The 20,636-nt window shown below is 58.4% G+C and carries 18 protein-coding genes; 9 read left to right on the forward strand and 9 right to left on the reverse strand.

Annotated features, from left to right (window positions below; translation table 11 throughout):
• Positions 1 to 28: 28 nt before the first annotated feature.
• Positions 29 to 655 carry a hypothetical protein gene (locus MRX98_RS06570; protein WP_246904106.1) on the reverse strand — a complete coding sequence of 209 codons (627 nt, stop codon included), beginning with the start codon at positions 653 to 655 and terminating at the stop codon, positions 29 to 31.
• Positions 656 to 1,238: 583 nt separating this feature from the next.
• The gene (locus tag MRX98_RS06575) at positions 1,239 to 2,768 is read right to left on the reverse strand and encodes a sensor histidine kinase (RefSeq protein ID WP_246904108.1); all 1,530 of its coding nucleotides are present in this window, start codon (positions 2,766 to 2,768) and stop codon (positions 1,239 to 1,241) included.
• Positions 2,769 to 3,232: 464 nt separating this feature from the next.
• Between MRX98_RS06575 and MRX98_RS06580 the strand changes: the two genes are divergently transcribed.
• The 4 genes from MRX98_RS06580 (at position 3,233) to MRX98_RS06595 (ending at position 5,247) form a co-directional block, all read left to right on the forward strand.
• Positions 3,233 to 3,421 carry a hypothetical protein gene (locus tag MRX98_RS06580; protein ID WP_246904110.1) on the forward strand — a complete coding sequence of 63 codons (189 nt, stop codon included), beginning with the start codon at positions 3,233 to 3,235 and terminating at the stop codon, positions 3,419 to 3,421.
• 287 nt (positions 3,422 to 3,708) lie between these two features.
• Complete coding sequence (locus MRX98_RS06585) at positions 3,709 to 4,134, forward strand: hypothetical protein (RefSeq protein ID WP_246904112.1); 426 nt, start codon at positions 3,709 to 3,711, stop codon at positions 4,132 to 4,134.
• A 6-nt stretch (positions 4,135 to 4,140) separates the two neighbouring features.
• Positions 4,141 to 4,590 (forward strand): response regulator transcription factor, encoded by a 450-nt coding sequence (locus MRX98_RS06590; protein WP_246904114.1) that lies wholly within the window; start codon positions 4,141 to 4,143, stop codon positions 4,588 to 4,590.
• A gap of 192 nt (positions 4,591 to 4,782) precedes the next feature.
• Positions 4,783 to 5,247: a DUF4124 domain-containing protein gene (locus MRX98_RS06595; RefSeq protein WP_246904116.1), complete on the forward strand. Its 465-nt coding sequence runs from the start codon at positions 4,783 to 4,785 to the stop codon at positions 5,245 to 5,247.
• A 12-nt stretch (positions 5,248 to 5,259) separates the two neighbouring features.
• On the opposite strand, the gene MRX98_RS06600 is transcribed toward MRX98_RS06595, so the two are convergent.
• From MRX98_RS06600 to MRX98_RS06630, 7 genes are all read right to left on the reverse strand, one after another.
• Positions 5,260 to 5,715 (reverse strand): response regulator, encoded by a 456-nt coding sequence (locus MRX98_RS06600; protein ID WP_246904118.1) that lies wholly within the window; start codon positions 5,713 to 5,715, stop codon positions 5,260 to 5,262.
• Positions 5,716 to 5,816: 101 nt separating this feature from the next.
• Entirely contained in the window at positions 5,817 to 6,719 is a 903-nt protein-coding gene (locus MRX98_RS06605) for a CBS domain-containing protein (RefSeq protein WP_246904120.1), read from the reverse strand.
• Positions 6,720 to 6,779: 60 nt separating this feature from the next.
• Positions 6,780 to 7,322, reverse strand: a complete 543-nt coding sequence (locus tag MRX98_RS06610) for a hypothetical protein (protein WP_246904122.1) — start codon at positions 7,320 to 7,322, stop codon at positions 6,780 to 6,782.
• 25 nt (positions 7,323 to 7,347) lie between these two features.
• On the reverse strand, positions 7,348 to 9,201 hold the full coding sequence (locus MRX98_RS06615; RefSeq protein WP_246904131.1) for an SLC13 family permease: 1,854 nt from the start codon (positions 9,199 to 9,201) through the stop codon (positions 7,348 to 7,350).
• A gap of 338 nt (positions 9,202 to 9,539) precedes the next feature.
• Positions 9,540 to 11,243, reverse strand: coding sequence for a sensor histidine kinase (locus MRX98_RS06620; RefSeq protein WP_246904139.1), 1,704 nt, complete (start codon positions 11,241 to 11,243; stop codon positions 9,540 to 9,542).
• Positions 11,244 to 11,634: 391 nt separating this feature from the next.
• Complete coding sequence (locus MRX98_RS06625) at positions 11,635 to 13,128, reverse strand: SLC13 family permease (protein WP_246904141.1); 1,494 nt, start codon at positions 13,126 to 13,128, stop codon at positions 11,635 to 11,637.
• Between the two features lie 17 nt (positions 13,129 to 13,145).
• Positions 13,146 to 14,060, reverse strand: a complete 915-nt coding sequence (locus tag MRX98_RS06630; protein ID WP_246904143.1) for a CBS domain-containing protein — start codon at positions 14,058 to 14,060, stop codon at positions 13,146 to 13,148.
• Positions 14,061 to 14,914: 854 nt separating this feature from the next.
• Here MRX98_RS06630 and MRX98_RS06635 point away from each other — a divergent pair.
• The 5 genes from MRX98_RS06635 to MRX98_RS06655 all read left to right on the forward strand — a co-directional run bounded on the left by MRX98_RS06635 (position 14,915) and on the right by MRX98_RS06655 (position 20,560).
• Positions 14,915 to 16,528, forward strand: a complete 1,614-nt coding sequence (locus MRX98_RS06635) for an ABC transporter substrate-binding protein (protein WP_246904145.1) — start codon at positions 14,915 to 14,917, stop codon at positions 16,526 to 16,528.
• Positions 16,529 to 16,604: 76 nt separating this feature from the next.
• Positions 16,605 to 17,546 (forward strand): ABC transporter permease, encoded by a 942-nt coding sequence (locus tag MRX98_RS06640; RefSeq protein ID WP_246904147.1) that lies wholly within the window; start codon positions 16,605 to 16,607, stop codon positions 17,544 to 17,546.
• A 62-nt stretch (positions 17,547 to 17,608) separates the two neighbouring features.
• Positions 17,609 to 18,574, forward strand: a complete 966-nt coding sequence (locus MRX98_RS06645; RefSeq protein WP_246904149.1) for an ABC transporter permease — start codon at positions 17,609 to 17,611, stop codon at positions 18,572 to 18,574.
• Positions 18,575 to 18,585: 11 nt separating this feature from the next.
• On the forward strand, positions 18,586 to 19,593 hold the full coding sequence (locus MRX98_RS06650) for an ABC transporter ATP-binding protein (RefSeq protein ID WP_246904151.1): 1,008 nt from the start codon (positions 18,586 to 18,588) through the stop codon (positions 19,591 to 19,593).
• Positions 19,574 to 20,560, forward strand: a complete 987-nt coding sequence (locus tag MRX98_RS06655; protein ID WP_246904153.1) for an ABC transporter ATP-binding protein — start codon at positions 19,574 to 19,576, stop codon at positions 20,558 to 20,560. Before MRX98_RS06650 ends, MRX98_RS06655 begins: the two co-directional genes overlap by 20 nt.
• Positions 20,561 to 20,636: the final 76 nt, after the last annotated feature.

The raw sequence follows: 20,636 nt of genomic DNA on the forward strand, positions 1-20,636 counted from the left end.
CGTTCAATGCGTCTGATGGATCAATGGATCAATCGGTTGAGGGAATAGCGCTTTTTCGTTCCTGGATCCGTTGGTCGATCTTTTCGAAGGCTTCGATTTGCTGATTCAAGCGGTCGATCTCATTTTCAAGCGTCTTGATTTGATGTTCTTTGTTTTTCACCTGCTGCTCGGTGGCATCCAGACGCAGGGTCATCTGCCGCAGGGCCTGGTTGGCTTCCACCATGTACCATTTGGGCGCACCCGGGTTCGGTTGCCCATTGCCCCCCGGCGCGTCCAGATCCGGTGGCATGTGGGAAAAGACCATCTTTTCCCGAACCAGGGGCGCGAACAAGCGTGCATCCTCATAGCCGACCGCCCCGGGATCGGTATCGAGCCATGCCTCCCAGAGCGCCAAAGCCCGAGAATAATCGGATACCGTTTCGGCGGCCATCAATCGGGCGCACGCCTCACCATAAAGTGCCATGCGTGCCATGACAGGGTTGCCGGTCTGCTCGCGCAGGGTTGCAAAACGTTTGGCGGCCCCTGTGTAATCGCCTTGCGTGTAACAGCGAACCGCTTCCTCATGGGATTGCAGGGCAGGTGCCGGCAGTTCTCCCGGAGCCGTCACCGCCGGCGGTCGGACCGGCCAAGGGCAGCCGGTCACCATCAGCGTCAAACCGCAACACATTATAATAAAGGCCAAAACCGTAACCGACCGGGGTCGCTTGGCATACGCCATGTTCGGCAGCCCACCGGCAGGGGCGTTTCGGCTAAAAACTTCGGTATGGGGCATTGGCATCCAATCCAGCTCAGCACCCTGCGCAGCGCAGTGAGGTCGAGGCCATTCCGACCACAAGACCCATCCGGCCTTTCGCCCGCAGGTCCGAGGGGTGACGAAAACAATCTATGGATTCTATATCATGTCCACCGGCATGTGCAATAGATAGTAGGGGCACGCCATGCCGTGCCCGACCCGAGGCGCGATCATGATTGCAGCGCCCGCAGCGGCGTGGCACTGGCAACGGGTTGCCAGTGTTGCGCAGCAACAAGAGGTCATGCGCATCACTCCCGAAACACCCTATATCCCCACATTTCCCTCGAACGCCGTGGGGCAATGGCTACCGGATCAAAATCCTTTCCACATGATTTCTGCACCCGATTGCCGGGCCATATCCCCCCACACATCTAAACGACAGAATTCATTAACTTAACACTTAACACTTAAAACTTAAAACTGCCCGCAGGGCACCAAGCCGCGATCATGATTGCAACGCCCGCAGCGGCTTGCGCTTGGCGTACCAGCGCCGCCCGCCCGCCCCCTGTTCCGCGGGTGCGAACAGCGGCAGCGTGAAACTGAAGGTGGTGCCTTGTCCCACCCGGCTCTCGACCCAAATGGTGCCGCCGTGGGCCTCGACAATGTTCTTGGTGATGCTCAAACCCAACCCCACGCCGTCCAGATGCTCCCGGACGTTGGTGGCCCGATAGAATTTATTGAACAGGTTGCCGATCTCCTCGTCCAGAATCCCCGGACCGGTATCCACCACATTAAAGGTAATCTGTTGCTGGACGGACTGCAACCCTACGCGAATCCAGATTTTAGCACCGGGCTCGGCAAACTTCACGGCATTGCCGATCAGATTGAGAAACACCTGCCGCAGATATTGCCCATCGCCCCGCACGTCCGGTGTTTCGGGCGGTATTTCGGTCATTACATGCACCTGCTTGGCTTCGACGGAAGGCTTGAGGCTTTGCACACAATCGGCCACAAGGGCATAGGTGTCCACCGGCCCATGGTTGAGTTGCAAGGCGCCCGGTTCCAGGCGCGAGGCCTGCATCAGGTGATTGAGCAGATCGCACAAGCGCCCGATCTCGGCGCCGGCGATTTCCAAAAACTTTTGTTGCCGGTCATTGATCGGCCCCATGACTTGCTCCTCAATCATGTTGACCGATTCGCGGATGGAAGTCAACGGGGTGCGGATCTCATGGCTCAACATGGAAATGAAATCGGAACGCAGCTGCTCCTCCTGCCGCAATCGATCGGTCATCTCATTGAAGGCCGCGGCCAGCTCGCCCAATTCGTCCTTGGAGTGAATTTGCAACGGGGAACTGGAACGATTCTTGGTGATGGAACGAATGCCGCGCATCAGCTCTTTGAGAGGACGGATCATGGAATAGGAGAGGAACACCACCCCCAAGAGCCCCACCAGGCTGGCGATCCCCAATCCGATCAGCGCATTGTGGGCCGACTGCACGCCCCTGCGATTCAGCTCGCGGGTGGCGTTTTCCACCTCCAGGGAGTTCTCCAGGCGGGCGGCCGAGATCTGCTCGATCCAATCGTTGATCACCGTCTCGGGGATCCAGAGGGTGCCTCCCGGCGCCACGGCCTCCGGGGGCGGCTGCGCCGTCGCATCCACCGGCATGGGCGGAAACTGTTCATAGGCATCGGCCACCGTCTGCCAATGGGGCGACAGGTCGGCACCGTGATCGGCCAGTACCAGCACCCGGTTCAGGCCGGCCTCGAACTCCTGGCGGGCACGGATGAAAAATTCGAGATAGTCCTGGCGCTGCAGGAGTTGGTATTTTTTCTCATTCTCTTCCATGCTGATCAGGTTTTCCAGCATGCGCTTGGACAGATCCGAGACGGCGTAGTTTTTACTGACGATGCTTTCAGAGAGGTGAACCACTTGCTGAAAGTTGACATAGAGCAACAGTATCGTGCCGTAAAAGAAGGCCACAATGGCAAAAAACCAGATCAGCAGCTTGCCCGTAATTCCGTAGCTTGGGTCCATAAAGTTTGCTCGTCCGCCTGTTTTACCTCCCCACGGGATCGGCGCCCCGGGCCGGCACCAAATGCCGCCCCTGTCCCATGGAGGAAGCCCACTCTAGCAGAATCGTTGCCACAAATCAATTTGGATGGAAGTGCGAAATTCCAGCGGGACACGGCACCACAGTGCCACCGATAAAAACGCGCTTGGCAATATCGAAATCGGGATCGGGATCGCTATCGAAAACCAGGCGGCACACATGGCAAAAATGGTACTCAAATGGGAAAATTTGGGTAGGATTTCTGTCCCCCCGGCCATGGTCGGCAAACCGCAAACCCGCTGTATCGGCAAGGCCGGCGCCGGTTGCCGGGCATCGGCCCCCGGTCACCGGACAGCGGCATATAAATTGCTGGCTGAAAAAATACGGCATGCGCCGTGACAAACCGCGGCACGGACCGACAGCCGCCCAACCGAAAGGAGCTGCAACCATGATCAGCGGGGCCCTATCCCGGCAGCAGGACGAAAGACGACTCAGCATAGAAAGGCGTCGGTTTTGTTACTCCAATCATATCCCCGAAAGACGCTCGGGCCACGAGCGGCGCAACACGCCTGCGGCTTTCGAAAGCGACGCCACAATGCCGGTGCGACTGCAACTGATCCGTCCGCACACGCGGTAAACGACCCGGCGGCGGAAACTGCGATAAGGTGATCCCGCCTTCAGCCCCCCACCCACTTTCCGGTCCGACCAACCCACCCGGCCGGCCGCAACGTAGCCGTGCCCAATTCTTGAACCGCCTGCGTTGAAGCGCAATGCTTGCACTGTATCGTATTCTGCGAGAATAGCAGAAGGCGACGCATTCCCCTTGACTTGAACACCGCCAGAGGCTAAAAAAGCCACCATATCGGCACCAGCGATTATGCCACCCCCGCCCACTTGCTTGATACCGCCTTAACGGAAAGGAAGATGATGCTGCGATTGGGCGCGCCACCCACCGAAACCAGGGAAATGGACCTGGACGATATTTTTTTCGCCCGTCTGAAGCTCTTGTTGATCATGGCCAAGGCCTATCTGAATGGCTGGCCCATGGGCGAACAGCGGCGCCAAGCCATGTTGGCGAATGCCCGCCATGTGGAAAGCGAATCCATTGATCTGGGCCGACTGGCGGAAGGATTGCACCCCGGGGAGAGCCCACCACCCGCGCCCACCGAATTCGATCACCTGTTTTATCAACGTGTTAAATTGTTGGCCATCATGATCAAGGCCGTGGCCAAAGGCTATCCCATGGGCGAACAGCGCAAACGCGCCATGCAGGAAAACTTGGACGCCATTTGCCAGACCCTGATTCTCAACCGGGGCGAAGCGGACATGGCCTTTTTGAAGGTGGCGTAAACGCCTATGGACAGCACCCGGGCCTCGACACGCTGCAACATCGTGATCGTGGATGACGACCAGCTGGTGCGCGACTTTGCCGCCCATGCCGTGATTTTCCATACCAATCGCCGGATCGTCGCCTTGGAAAACGGGTTCGACGGTTGGCAATATATCCAAAACCGGCGCCACGAAGTCGACATGGTTATCGCCGACGCCCATCTGCCGGACATGGACGGCCTGGAATTGCTCACCCTGGTCAAGCAGGACGATCCCGGCAAACGCTTTATTCTCACCTCAAGCAACGGAACCCATGAACAAACCGCCGGCCGGCTGGGCGCCGATGCCTTTCTGGCCAAGCCCTACGACGTGCAAGACCTGCTGCGCATCATCCAGGAGCTGGTCCGCACCCACGGTGCCACCCGGCCGACGCAAGCCACCATCGCTTTTCCGACACCCGACCATAAGCCATCTTGATTCAACGAAACCTCTTTCGGTGCCGATCCCGATAGCGATTTGGATTTGGATGATATCGACATGGAATGCGCATCTTTTTCAGTCAGCGGTGCCGCTCTGCAGCCCTTTGCTTTGACAGACGTTACCCGCTTGTTATAGTTTGAAAAAGAGGCTGCGACAGGTTGCCGTGGGACAAACGTCCGGGAGGTTGATATGAAAATGCGAATCTGGTGGCTGGTGGGGCTTTGCCTCATTCTGAGTGTCACGATCATGAACGCGGACACCATTTACACCTGGACCGATGAAGAGGGGGTCCGCCGGTTCAGCGACCAGCCCCCGACCGAGGCCGCCGATGTGGAAACATTTGCGGCCGAGCCCGCCGCCCCGGCGGATCCGGGCGCCCGCGACAGCTATCTGCGCATGCTGGAGGAGGCCGAACAAGATCGCCGCCGGCTTGAAGCCCAGCGGGAGCAGGAAGCGGCCGAGGCGGCCCGCAAGGCCGAAGAGGAGGCCCGGGCACGGCGCCAGGCGCGCATCGAGGCCGAACGGGAACGGTTGCAACGGCAAATCGACGAACTGAACAACCGCATGTTGGGCCCCTATTTCAGCCAGGGCATGCGCCAAGCGCAAATCGATGCCATCCAAGAAAAGATAGATGCCTTGGAAACGGAGGAGTGAGGCTCGCCCGCATTAATCCTTGTGATTGCCGTTACTGCCCGACTGGTCTCCGGCAGTGCCTCTCGAACGCGCCATCCGGATCTTGCTTTCCAATGTTTGCCGCCGCCGGAAAGCCGCCTCCGCCTTGTGAATCAGATGGTTGATATCCGTCGGTTTCATCAAAAAATCGAATGCCCCGTTTTCCATACCTTCAATGGCGGATTCAACAGTTGCGTGGCCGGTCAACATGATCACCTCCGCCATGGGGAATCGGCGCTTGATCTCCCTGAGTGTTTCTATACCGTCCATGCCCGGCATCTTGACGTCCAAAACCACTACTGGAAAATCAATATCCAACAACATTTCAAGTGCTTGCCTTCCGCTGGAGGCGGTTTTAACTTGATATCCAAGACGCCTGAGCAGTTTGCTTGTGGTGCTCAAAAACCGCTCTTCGTCGTCGACAAGCAGTATCACCATGTCCTTTTCCATGGCCACCCTTCTTACCTTGATCCTTTGGAGGTGGCACCGGCAAGGGCGAATCTGGCGGACACCCTCGCCGGCCATTCACACCCGGTGCACACGAGCGATGCTCAGGGCCGCAACACACGCTCGATTTCGAAAAAGAGATCCTGCTCGCGCAGTATGCCGACCACCTCGCCGCCCCGCATCACCACCATGCGCCGCAGGGCGCGCGTCACAAAACTATAGGCCGCCTCCATGAGGTTGGCATCGTCGTTGATGGTTTCGGGCACCGGTGACATGATCTCGCTGACCGGCCGCTTCGCCAACAGCGCCACTTCACGGTTGAAAGCCCCGCGCCAGAACATGGGGGAGTATTGGATGGCATCGGCCATGGAGGGTTTGGGGGCGGCAAGATATGCCGGCATGATGGCCCGCAGCAGATCCAAAATGGCCAGCACCCCTTTAATGCGCCCCTGACGGTCGAACACGACGATTGAACGGTGGCCGGTCTCCATCAAACGGCTGGTACAGGCCGCCGCGCCGAAGGAGGCGCGCAACTGTTTCACCGCCTCGCCCACGCTCTGTTGCTCGTCTATGGTGGTGTACTCGCCGATGGGGACCATGGCGTCCCGCACCAGTTTCTCCTCCCGCGGTTTGTCGTGCCCGGCAAAGCGGAAGGCTTCGTCCACCTTCGAGGACAGCAAGTCGATGTCGCACGGCTTGGACAGGTAATCGAAAGCGCCTTGGGCCAACGCCTCCTTGGCCGAGGGCATTTTGCCATGCCCCGTAAGCATGATGACCGGCAGATCGGGCTGGCGCTCCTTTATCTTACGCAGTACCTCATGGCCGTCCATGCCCGGCATTTTGACATCCAACACGACCACGTCCGGTTTCTCCGTCAGCTGCTCGAGCGCCTCTTCCCCGGTCGCCGCCATTATTGTCTCGAAACCTTTCTTTTGCAATATTTTCTGGGTGGTGGCCCTGAACTGGGCCTCATCGTCCACCATCAAGATGCGAATTCCTTTCGTCATTGGTCAAATCTCCTCTTGTCTCCTGTGTTGGGATATGAGGTTGGCTTGTGCATGGTCCTCTCAGACCCCCGCCAAGTGTTGCAGCCCATAAAACAAAAGCAGCAGCATTACAGTGGCACATAGAATCGCCCCGAAAGCCTTCCACCCCCCGATGCCGCCTGTCCTGGTCAAACCGAGACCGATCAGACCGTATTTCAAAAGCTCGGCCCAGGGTGCAAGGCCCGGAATCCAGGCGAACAGCACCACCACGTTGGCATAGGCCGTTACAGCCAGCAACAAGGCGAAATCGAAGCGCCCCGGCGCCCAGACGCGCAACACCGGATACAGCAACGACGCGGTGATCACCGGCATGGCCAGCGCGTTGAGCATATGCAGCCCAATGAAGATCGAACCGCCGGCCTGCATCAACAGGGATGCCGGCACACTGTGGATGATTGTCACCAATCCCATGAAAATCAGGGCGTCACGCAAGCGCCTGGTGTCCGCCAGGGTCCCAAAAAAAACGCCCGGCCGCACAAGCAGTTGACCGACATCCTGGAAAAACCGTCGCCCCATGGATGGCCGGCAGCAGGTTGGGTTGAATTGGGTGCTTTCAATCGTCATTGTTCTCGCCTTTCCGCCGCGCATGCTAATATCCAGGCAGGCCGGGAAAGCCCATCCAAGACCAGTAGGTGGATGCCAGTAGCATTAGCCCGGCCATGTTGGTAAACCAAAGAATGATGCCCACCCGCAGGAAGTCCTTGGGTTCCAAATAGCCGCTGGCATAAACAATCGCGTTGGGCGGGGTCCCGATCACCAAACAGTAGGCAAAGGATGAGGCGATGGAGGTGCCCATGGCCACGAAGGGGATCATCGAGGTGCCGGGATGAACGATGCCGGCCATCGCCAATGTCACCGGCCCCACCGCCGCGCATGCCGGACCATCGGCCATGAGCTGGGTCATCAAGCCGACGATGATGTTGCCCGACAACAACAATCCCAGGCCTTCCCCCAATCCCAGGGGCGCTGTAAGATTCAACATGGTCTGCGCGATCCAATAGGCACCACCTGTCTCCACCAGAACACGGCCGAAACAAATGGCCCCGGCGTACAACCACACGACCCCCCAATCCACGCGGGTTTGATAATCGCGCCAGTTAACGACCCCGGCAAGGATATAGGCGATACCGCCCATCACCGCCAGTACGCCGATGCCGAAACGAATGCCGGTCCATTGCAGGATCAGATTCTTTTCCGTGACCCAGGTGAAAAGCATCACCACAAAGATCACCACGGATATAATTTGGGGGCGGGTCCAACCGCCGCCGTCTTTATTGACCTCGCTCTTTACCACCGTCATGGCGTGGGACAGATCGGTGATCGCGGGTTTGAAGCGCCAGTTGATCACAATCCAGGTGATGGGCATCAGCCACAGCAACAGAGGCGCACAGTACATCACCCACTGCCCGAAACCAATGGATACGCCGAACATATCCTCGGCGTAACTCATCATGATAATATTGCGGGCGGCACCTGAAGGCGACAAGGATCCGCCCAGGTTGGCGGCCATGGCCACCGTGATCATCAACATCTTGGCCAGCTCGGGGTCTTCGCGGCCGGTGGCCTGGGTGGTGGTGACATAGAGCAGGATGCCGATGGGCAGGAACATGGCCGCCAGTGCATGGTCGCTCATGAACATGGTCAAGGGTGCGATGATCAATATGATGATCATCGATATCCATCGCACATTGGGCTTTTTGAGTCGTCCGAACATAGCCATGGCGATGCGCTTGTCCACGCCGGTCTTCACGAAGGCCACTGCGAACATCAGGCTTCCCATGATGAACCAGGTGGCATCGGACCAATACAGCCCCGGCATGGTGCTGCGGTCCACGATGCCGGTGATCAGAGCAATCACACCGATACTGAAGGCCACCATGGGCAAGGGAATCGCCTCGGTCATGAAGCAGAGCACCACGAATAGCACAATCCCGACCGCGGCCTGTACGTGGAACCCGCCCTTACGCGCCTCGACTTTCTCTCCTTCCGTCAAATCGTCAAAAGTCAATCGTTCCGTACGCAGCTCATGGCCCCTGCGCATCAGGGCGCGGAATTCCTCGGCGGGAATGGCGCTTGCGAAGGCCCGCACCTGTTCCAAATGTTCCGGGGTCGAAGGAATGCCTTTGCTCTCGCACCAACGTTGGTTGCGGCGCAGAAATGAAGGCTGACCGAAGGATGAAGACTGCACGCTCTGCTCCATCATTCGCACCATCTGGATCTGCCACTGTTCCAACTCCCCCGTGGGGCTATTGAACAGCTCCAGGGCGAAATGGTCCTCCACATATTTCGGTCCCATGGTGTACTCCACCCCGACATCCAACATGCTGTCCGGCGTCGGCATGAGTAGTAGAGTCAAGAGCAACACCAATGGCACGGCAAAGAGTTTCCAATTGATATACTTGTCATAACCGGATACCTTGACCTTCTCCTTTTTATCGCTCATTGCTATCTCCCTTTTGCGCTTGGGCACATTTAAAATCAACCTCTAAACGCCATGGGCGCAAGATGATTGCAAATCCCACCTTGAATTATCCAACCCCCAAAAACCGATTTAGAAGATAAAGGGCAATGAGAACCATTGTGGCATAGAAGTAAATTGCCCGCTCCTTTTCCCTGGATATTCGAATTGCTCCCTGTTTGAAAAACCCTTTCAATGCAGCATTCATGGCACCTCCTGTAAATAAATTCATTAAATTACGATTCAGCAGTCCGCGAGCGTCGAAAAGAAAGGCGCTATCCTAAGCCGCACGCCCTTCCTTCGGCCGGGCAGACCATTCCAGCTCATCCCACGGCACCCGCCTGGGGCAAATGGATTAAAAAAGTGGTTCCTTCGTTCTTTTGGCTCTCTACTTCCATGTGCCCGCCAAGACTGTCGACAATGCCATAGCAAACCGACAAGCCGAGCCCCGTGCCTTTGCCCACCGGCTTGGTGCTGAAAAACGGCGTAAAAACCTTTGACAAATTCTCCGGACTGATGCCGGCACCATTGTCGCTTACCCGGATGACCACCTCGGCATCCCCGTCGGCTTGAGCTGTCACCTCGAGCAATCCTCCTTCCACGCCATGTTGCTCTAAAATGGCATCCATGGCATTATTGAAAAGATTCAACAGCACCTGCTGCAACTGAGATGCATCCGCGTTGACCGGCGGCAGATTTTCAGCCAATTTCTCCGCCACTCGAATACCGTGCACCTCCGCCTTTTTAGCGACCATGTGCAGCACATCCGGAATGAAGGACTGCAGATGCATGGGCTCGATGCGCGGCGTCGTCTGGCGCCCGAATTTCAACACCGACTGGGTTATATCCGCGCAACGGCTGACCTGCTTTTTGATCTGCGCGAATCCATCTTCTATCTCAGCCAACGTTTCCGAAGGCGGCAGTGTTCCATCGGCTTTGAGTTCCTCCATGTTCATTTCGATCAGCGCATACTCGCTTTTAATTATCTGCAAAGGATTGTTGATCTCATGGGCCACTCCGGCCGCCATCTGTCCAAGCTCCGCCAGGCGCGTCGCACGCACCAATTGCGCGTTGAGCTGCTGTTGATTCTGCTCTGCCGCCTGCATGCGCCGCAGGATCACTTGGGTCAGTGAAATGGCCAGCAGAATAATGCCGGCGCCGCCGACCACCAAAGTCAAAAGAATCAGGTAACCGGCGGTCCGCATCGCTGAAAAGGCGTCGGCCACCTCTTGCCGGACCACCATGCGCCATTGACCGTTTTTCAAGTCCATGGTGAAGTAAATATATTTAAGACCGCTCTCGTCCGGACTGACGAAATAGTGCAGGCCATGATCCACTTGGGGCATAAGAAAATGGTCGGGAGACGGTTCCATCAAATTGCCGCCGGAGCGCCGGTCCGTTTGCAGAACGCCATGAGAATTCATGATGTAAGCTTCGCCGGTGCGGCCAATGCGGACATTCTTGACCAACTCGTTGAAGAAGAAGCTATCGATGGTGGCGCGGATCACCCACCTTCGCTCACCTTCCTGGCGGGTAATGGCGATAATAAAATGGGGCACATTGCGATACCCTAAAAAGACATCGCTCACATAGGTGCCGTATTCCATCACCTGCTTGAACCACTCGGCATCCTTATATAGTATGCCCGCCAGGTGATACGGGCCTTGATAAGCCAAGTGCAGCCCCCGCTCGTCGAATATTCCCAAGTCGCCGAAAGCCGGTGATCGTTGCTGCAAGGCGATGAAAATCCGTTCTAGATTGTCCGGTTCAGCCAGTTCATCGAAGCTGTAGGTATTGAGCAGCAATTCCAAGTCGGCCTGCCGTTCGAACAGGAACCGTTCGATCATCCGACCGTGATCGGTGATGATGCGCTTCATGCTTTCGGTGGTGGTTCTTTCGATGGAGGTTGTGAAATAATAGTATCCTATACCTAGGATCAAAACCATTATCGCCAGTGGCACAAGGATCATGCTGATCAGCAGCATGTTCTTGATTTTGGCCTGTTCCCGATTGGTGGTTGTTGTCATGTGCGACCGTTCCTTTTCGGCATCTCCCTGTAAATGGATGGCGCCCATATTTTTCGTCGGACGTGCCATGCAACTCAAAGCAACGGCCATGCCATTCTATGCCACCCCCCCCGATTCGAATATTCGTTTTAATTACTAAGAGATAAGGCATCCATGGAGCAAAGCATGACCGCCGTCCACGGAAATATCCAGCAGAGGGTGTCAGTGATTTTTGCACGCTGTAAATCGGACAAGGAAATCGAAACAAAGGGCGCGCCTGTCGGCGCGCCCTCTCTTCGCTTACTTTTTAAGGTTCTTTTGGGGTGTTGCCGCCGCCCTTGTGCCTCCCTTCAACGATTGGCGCCGCGCCGTAGATAGTGGCCGGTCCTATCGCGGTCGGCCGCCAATCAAATCACTTGTCCACCACCAGCTCATACCCCGACATGGTCAACTTGGCCGGTGTTTTCATGTTGTCGATGTTTCCCGGCATATTGACCAGCGGATACCAAACCATCATGGACAAACTCAGCAGGATGATGCCTAGAAACGCCCGGAAGACAAATACCTTGAAGGCCTCCCACTGGGTGAAATAACCGAAGCCATAGGCGATCAAGGTCGGCGGACAACCGATGACGAACAACACGAAGGTGGTGGCTAGCGGCACGCTCATGGCGATGGGGACCACCGGTGTGCCGGCCAGGTCGGCCATGGGCACCACCACCGGCACCAGCAGGGAAGTGGCGGCCGCATTGGCCATGAAGCTGGTGATGAAAGCGCTCAACCAGGACGCACCGGCGGCCACGACCGGCCACGGCGCTCCGGTGAAAAGAGGAAATATTTGCGAGGCGATCCAAGCGCCGGCGCCCGTATCCAACATGGCGATGCCGAGGGAAAAGCCGGCCCCGAACACCATGATGGGGTTCCAGGGATACTCCTCGAGACACTTTTTCCAATCCACCACGTTGAAGATCATGCAAACAACGATGAAAAGTCCGCCGACGGCGGTGATGTGAATTTTGGTCAGATCGGTGAAAAACCAGAGCAGGAAGGTGACGCCCAGGAACCACGAAAGCAATTTTTCGTTCCTGGTCAGCGGCGGCATCTGCGCAATGGCGATCTCCGCGGGCAACTCCTTGATCTTGGGGGGATAGATGATCCATATGGCCAGCCAGGTCGCCAGTCCAAGGAGCATGGAGGGCACGAATTGATACAGGGCATACTCCATGAATCCGATGTTGTAACCCGTGATCTGGGCGAGCAGTTCGGCCGAGGCCGGTGAGCGGCCGCTGCCCAGGAAGGTGGCACCGCCGCCGCAGGCCGAACCCAGAGGGATCACGAACATGAAATGTTTGGTGAAGTTGTTGGTCTTATCGGGGGTCAACCCCATTTTCAAAAACATGGGCATCATGGCATACAGCAAAACAATGGTGATGGTGGCGTCATGGGTCCAGGCCGCCAGAAAGGTCGCCCCCATGCACAAAGTGAAACTCAGTCGCTTGACCTTGACGCCGCCCAACTTCAACAACCCGCCCATGATGCGATTGGGCAATGTGGTTTGTCCCAACATCACACCGAGCATGATAATGAAAAAGACGAACACCACGGAGCGGTTGGCGTAAGGCCCCCACGCTTGGGCGGCGGGTTGGATTTTCAGGACGATCATCCCGCATCCGACCAAAATGGCCGTTACGCCGATGGGGATGGCCTCGGATGTCCAAAGCAACACGATGGTGACCAGAAAAGCCAGAAAACGATGGGCGTTGGGAGACAAGCCTTCGGGGGTGGGCAACAACCAAATGATGAAGCCCACGGCAAAAGAGATGGCGATCCACATCCAGGCCAGCTTGCGACTCTTGGCGGCAGCGCCCCCTTCTTCCAGTTCCGCAATATTGATATCGACACTCATGCGCGCCTCCTATCGAGTCATTGGGTGATGATGTGGACGATTTCAAAGAAGAGATCCTGCTCTCGCAAGATGCCGATGACCTTGCTGCCGGACGTGACCACCAAGCGGGTCTTTTGGGTCTTGTACAGCAGCTCCGCCACATCCATCAGGTTGGCCGCCGCATCGATCATGACCGGCGGCTCCAGGTCCAGTTCGCCGACCTTCTTATCGGCCAGTGCCTTGAGTTGAATGGAGAAAAGGCCGTATTGGTTGCCGCTGAACACTTGGGAAAAGCGAACGCTTTGGGCCATGGAGGATTGCGGCACCGACAGGTAATAGGGGCGTACCGCCCGGATCAGGTCTTTGATGCTCAGCAGGCCGCGCAGCCTTTGGCGATCATCGAAGACCAGCAGGGAACGATGGCCGGCCTCCCGGATGCGGCTGCTGGAGGCCAATTCGCTGATGGACTTGAAGAGCGTTTCCACGGCTTGCCTGACCGTGGCGTCAATCGTCACCGAAGAGTAATCTTCGATGCCGGTCATGATGTCCCGGACCTTCTTCTCTTTACGGTCCGCCTTGCTTTGCCGGACGGCATAGGCCTCATTGATCTTCGCGGCCAGCAAATCGATGTCGCAGGGCTTGTTCAAGTAATCGAAGGCGGCCAACTCTTTTGAATTGACCGCCGATTCGAGGCTCCCGTGCCCGGTGAGCATGATGACCTGGGTCTCCGGCGCGATCTTCTTGATCTCCGCCAGCGCCGCGTGACCGTCCATGCCCTCCATCTTCACGTCCAGCACCACCACGTCCTGGGGCGCCTCACGGATGATGCGCAACGCCTCTTCCCCGCTAGCGGCAATGGTGGTCTCAAAGCCTTTCCTGGTCAGGATGGCGGACGTCTTCTCACGAAAACGCGCCTCGTCATCCACCATCATCACTTTTATCTTCTTCTTCATGAGTTGCTCTCCTTTTTCACAGTGCTTTGCGTTTGGGTGTCCGGCGAATGATCGCGCTGTATGACTGGATGTACCGACGGGGGCCTCCTTATTTACAGTAGATGGTTCAATCAACAGCCGGTTTCACGGCAAGTGGTGGTGCCGGTGCGATGGCTATCGCAATGGCCGTGCCATGATCAAATTCGGATCGGAAAGATTTTAATCTATTTTTTTTGTTTGATTCCAGAATGTTACAGTCTTGCACCAACAGGTGCATCGAAGGTGGAAGAAGTATTGTCAGCCTTTTTTACAGTCTGTTAACGAACCCCTTGCGTGTCGCAACACGCCAGGATCGACAGAAATGCAGGACAAACGGGCAAAGGTAGGAGGATGGGGCATTTGACAAGAATGTACGGCAGGCATTCATCCTGACTGAATGGATCTTCATTCAAAAATTGCGGTTTGACAGGTGGCGGGCCCTTTGGTATTTTGAATTTACTGCAATCTGAATCTAAACGGATGTGCCGACGTTACAGCGCTCACACGGAATTGCGAGGTCCGTCATAACACACACGACCAAGCCAAACTTTCAATTCGATACAAAACAACGGCCGGCATTGTGAAACAGGCCGCCGGTTGTTCACGGACGACCCGCACCAGACGTGCCGATGATTAAATAAGGACGTCCAGCCGTCTGTATGTGGATACACATAACGCTCGTGTGTTATTAAAATCACCTGTTCTTGATTTAAAACATTTCGGCTTTTTGTGCGATCCAGCCAAAAGTTCCACCTGTGGCTGCATCGCCGTTCGGGACCACTGCCGGACAGCAAAGATTCCCATCCGCAAAGCCAAATCGCAAAGGAGGCAAGACGATGAAACGACGCAATCGCGTGAGCCGCTCCCTCAACCCCCGTATTCGCAGCGCCATGCTCCTGCCGGCGGCGATCCTGATACTGAGCCTTGCCTTGGCGTACACGGCATGGGCGGCGGCCGAACCGCAGTACGGGGGCACTTACCGGATTCACAGCACCCCTATCCGTTCCCTGGACCCCCACATGGAGACCGCCAGCCAGACCACCATGGTGACGGTCAACACCAACAACGGTTTGTTGTGCTTCAGCCCGGACATGACCGGTGTCGAGCCCGACCTTGCCGAAAGTTGGCGCCAAATCGACGACCTGACCTATGAATTCAAGCTGCACAAGGGGGTGCGGTTCCACGATGTACCGCCGGTCAACGGCCGGGAGCTGACCGCCGCGGACGTCAAATACAGCATCGAGCGGATCGCCGGCATGCACGGCCGCGCCTCCGACTTCAAGCACAGTTACTATTTCGAGGGCAAGATCGACAGCATCGAAACACCCGACGACCACACCGTCATCATCAAAACCAAAAAACCCTATGCCGCCTTTCTCAAATACATCGCATCCCCCTGGTCCGCCATCGTGGCCAAGGAGGTGGTCGAGCAATTCGGCGACCTGAAACGGCACGCCATCGGCACGGGACCTTTCATCCTCAAAGAGTATGTCATGGGCTCGCATGTCACGCTGGTCAAGAACCCCGACTATTTCAAGGCGGGCAAACCATACCTGGACGGCATCCATATCCGCATCATGACCGACCCGAGCAGCGTGGTTTCCGCCTTCATCGCCGGCCGCCTGGACGGCGCCCAGGTCACCTACCACTTCATGCCCACCATCAAAAAGCAGGTCCCCGACACCATCGTCGAGCAGTTGGAAGGCACCTACATGTGGACCTTGCGCTGCCCGCCCTGGATCGAAGGGGTCAAGCCGCTGCAACCCCCCTTCGACAAGCCGGAGGTGCGCCAGGCCATCGCCATGGCCATCGACAAGCAGCGACTGCTGGAATTGGCCTGGGGCGGCTTCGGCAAGACCCAGGTGGGTCCGGTGCCCTCGGCTGCGATCTACTCCCTGTCGCAAGAGGATCAGGTGCCCTACGACCCCGAGAAGGCCAAAGCGCTGCTGGCCCAAGCCGGCTACCCGGACGGTTTCAGCGCCGAATTGATGACCTGGAACCTGTCCTACATGACCCAACCGGCCCAGATCCTGCAGCAGATGCTCAAGGAGGTGGGCATCGAGATCAAACTCAACCTGCTGGAGTTCGCCCAATACTTCAATCGGGCCTACCGCTTCGATTACGAGATGGCGCTGCATCTGATGACCGCCGGCGTCGATCCGGAAGAGTGGCTGATCCCCTATTACGGCAAAGTGGAGGAAGCCACCTACTACAAGTGGAGCAATCCCGAACTGTGGGATATGATCGACCGCCAGCAGCACATCATGGACCCGGCGCAGCGCGAAACCTTGATCAAGGAGATCCAGCGCAAGGTCATCGCCGATGCGCCCAACCTCTTTCTCTACACCCAGGACCGGTTCCTCATCCGCAAGCCCAACGTGCATCTGAAACGTTACCTGCTGGATGTCCAGGGGCTGATGGGCGAGTATATCTGGATGGCGCAGCAGTAACATTAAAGGCCACCGCCATGGCGTCGTCGCTGCGGCCGCGGCGGCGCCCGAAGCCACAGGGGCATGACACGCGCCTATGAAACGCTATATCACCAGACGGCTCTTGCTGCTGCTGCCCACTTTGCTGCTGGTCTCCTTCCTGGTCTTTTGCATCGTGCGCATCATTCCCGGCGATGCGGTGACCCTCATGGTGGCCGAAATGGGCTTCGCCGACGACGAGGCCGAGCTGCGGGCCGTCCTCGGCCTGGACCAGTCCTTACCCCGCCAATACTGGAACTACATGCGCAACGCCCTGCGGGGCGATCTGGGCACCTCCCTTTGGAGCGGTCAGCCGGTGCTGGAGGAGATCACCCGGCGCCTGCCCCTGACCTTTCGCCTGGCCCTCATGGCACTGTTCTGGACCTTGCTGACCGGCATTCCCCTGGGTGTGCTGTCCGCCCTCAAGCAAGACACCTGGCTCGACTACCTGCTGCGCAGCGTGTCGGTGGGCGGGCTCTCCATTCCCAGTTTCTGGCTGGCCACTTTGCTGGTGGTGTTCGGCGCCATCTGGTTCCGCTGGGTGCCGCCCATCGACTTTATCCCCTTTGGCGAAGACCCGCTGGCCAGCCTGGGCCAACTGGTGGTGCCTTCGCTGGTGTTGTCGGTGGCCCTGTCGGCCAGCATCATGCGCATGACCCGCACCATGATGCTGGAGGTGATGCGCGAAGATTACATCCGCACGGCGCGCGCCAAGGGCTTGAGCGAGTGGGTGGTGGTGATCCGCCACGCCCTGGCCAACTCCCTGATCCCGGTATTGAGCATCATGGGCATTCAGATGGCCTTTTTAGTGGGCGGCACGGTGATCATGGAGAGCATTTTCGTTCTGCCGGGCATGGGCAAATACCTGCTGGACGCCATCACCTGGCGGGACTACCCGGTGATTCAGGGCATCAACCTGTTCATCTGCACCCTGATCATCTGCATCAATCTGGTCATCGACCTGCTTTACGGCGTTCTCGATCCACGCATCCGTTATTGATCCATTGCTGATGCACCGGCACTGATGCACCGGCTTTGCAAGACGGCTTGACAAGGACGACAATGAAGAAGCAACCGCACAAGCGCACACGGGATACCATTGCGGCGCTCAAACCCCACTACCTGCCCGCTTCCGCCGACGCCGGCGGCGCCGCGCCGCACCGCTACCACTGGCTGATCGATCTTTTCATCCAGCTGGTCAAAACCAAGCCGCTGGGCGCCTTCGGCGGCGCCCTGGTGCTGACTTTGGTACTCATGGCCCTGGCCGCACCGCTCATCGCCACCCACGACCCCAACGAGATGCACGGCATGCAAACCCTGGTGCCGCCGGGCAGCGACTTCTTCTTCGGCACCGACGCCCTGGCCCGCGACCTGTTCAGCCGCATCGTTCACGGCGCGCGGGTCTCCCTCACCGTGGGGTTGGGCGCCGTCGGGCTGAGCATTTTCCTGGCCACGGTCATCGGTGTGCTGTCGGGCTACTTCGGAGGGGTGCTGGACACGATTCTGCAGCGCTGTGTGGATGCGATCATGTCCTTTCCCTGGCTGATCATCATGCTCACGGTGATGTCCATCCTGGGCCCGGGAACGGGCAATGTCATCCTGGCCCTGGCCCTGGCCGGCTTCGCCGGCAGTTCGCGGGTCATCCGCAGCGCGGTGCTGGCCATCAAGCACAGCGAGTATGTGCTGGCGGCCCGCTCCATCGGTTGCCGCCAACCGGCCATCCTGATCCGCCACATCCTGCCCAACGTGGCCGCCCCCATCCTGGTGCTGGCCACTCTGGGGCTGGGCAACGCCATTCTGGCCGAAGCGGCCCTGAGTTTTCTGGGCTACGGCGTGCCGCCGCCGGCGCCCTCCTGGGGCCGGATGCTCAGCGGCGACGGCCTGGACCACATGCTGCGGGGGCCCTGGCTGGTCATCTTCCCCGGCCTGGCCATCAGCGCGGCGGTGTTCGGCTTCAACATGCTCGGTGACGCCTTGCGCGATCTGCTCGACCCGCGCCTGACCGGCGGCGCGAGGGCCAACAAATGATGCCGACACCGATGCAAAACCAACAACAGGCCAAACCGATCCTCGAAGTCCATGGGCTGATCGTGCGCTTCACCCTGCGCGACGGCGCCCTGATCGCCGTGCGCAATGTGAGCTTCGATCTGTTTCCCGGCGAATCACTGGGGGTGGTGGGCGAGAGCGGCTGCGGCAAGTCGGTCACCTTTCTTTCGGTGATGCGCCTGATTCCCACGCCTCCGGGCAAGATCGACGCCGTGAAAATGCGCTTCAGCGGCATGGACCTGCTGGATGCCTCCAAAAGACAGATGCGCCGCATCCGAGGCAACCGGATCTCCATGGTGTTCCAGGACCCTATGAGTTCTCTCAATCCCGTCCTGACCATCGGACGCCAAATGCGGGAAGGCATCCAGCTGCACCTGGGGCTGAGCGGCAGGTCGCTGGACGACCGCTGCATCGAGCTGCTGGACAAGGTGGGCATCTCCGCGCCGGAAATGCGCCTCAAATCCTATCCCCACCAGCTCAGCGGCGGCATCCGACAACGGGTCATGATCGCCATGGCCTTGTCCTGCAACCCCTCCATCCTGCTGGCCGACGAGCCCACCACCGCCCTGGACGTCACCATCCAGGACCAGATCCTGCGGCTCATCCGGGACCTGACGCGGGACCTGGGCACCGCCAGCGTGCTGATCACCCACAACCTGGGGGCCGTGGCCGGCACCACCGACCGCATCATGGTGATGTACGCCGGCCGCATCGTGGAAAAGGCGCCCACCCCGCTGCTTTTCAAAGACCCCCGTCACCCGTATACCCAGGGGCTGTTGCGATCCATCCCGCGGGTGGACCAGCCCGCCGGCCGGCGCCTCTACTCGATCAGCGGCGCGCCCCCCGACCTGCTCCGGGAGACCATCCAAGGTTGCGCCTTCGCCCCGCGATGTCCCCTGGCCGAGGAACAATGTGTGGCGCAGGCCCCCTCATTGGAGCCCTTCGCTCCCGAACATCTGGTATCCTGCTGGAAGGCCGCCGATGCACATCAACACGGATAAGATCCTGCAAGTGCGGGACATGAACATTCATTTCACCTTTGGCGGCGGCCTACTGAAAAGCGGCCGCAAGGCGGTGCTCAAGGCCGTCGACGGGGTCAGCTTCGACCTGCTGACCGGCGAAACCCTGGGTCTGGTGGGCGAAAGCGGATGCGGCAAATCAAGCACCGCCAAGGGCGTGCTGCAACTCTACAAACCCACCAGCGGCCAGGTGCTGTTCAAGGAAGAAAACTTGTGCGACTTGCAGGGCGAAGCGCTGCGGCGCATGCGACGGCAGATGCAGATGATTTTCCAGGACCCTTACGCCTCCCTCAATCCCCGCATGACCGTCCTGCGGATCATCGAAGAGCCCATGAAGGTGCACCGCACCCATGGCAACCGCAAGGAGCGCCGCGAACAGGTGATCGAAATGGTCCAACGGGTGGGGCTCAATCCCAGCGACATCCACCGTTATCCCCACGAGTTCAGCGGCGGCCAGCGCCAGCGCATCGGCATCGCCCGCGCCCTGGCGGTCCGACCCGAGCTGGTGGTGTGCGACGAGCCGGTGTCGGCCCTGGATGTCTCCATACAAGCCCAGATGATCCATCTCATCGAAGCGCTGCGCGACCAGTTCAACCTCTCTTATCTCTTCATCTCCCACGATCTGTCGGTGGTCAAACACATCAGCCACCGGGTGGCCGTGATGTACCTGGGCATCATCGTGGAGCTGGCCGCCAAAGAGGAGCTCTACGCCCGACCGCTGCATCCCTACACCCAAGCCCTGCTCTCGGCCATCCCCATTCCCGATCCGGAGGTGGAGCGGCAACGCACCGCCATCGCTCTGGAAGGGGAGATCCCCAGTCCCTTGGCCCCTCCCCCGGGCTGCCGCTTTCACCCCCGCTGCCGCCTGCGCGAAGCCGTCTGCAGCCGGCAAACCCCCCAATGGCGCGAAGTGGCGCCCGGCCACCACGTGGCCTGCCATCTGGTGTGAGCATCCGGCCGTACAACGTCTGGCCGTTCCCGCAAACCGCCGCGCGGAACGGGCGTCAAAGCGCATACAAAGGGGA

This window comes from Desulfatitalea alkaliphila, from assembly GCF_022968795.1.
GTDB classification, from domain to species: domain Bacteria; phylum Desulfobacterota; class Desulfobacteria; order Desulfobacterales; family Desulfosarcinaceae; genus Desulfatitalea; species Desulfatitalea alkaliphila.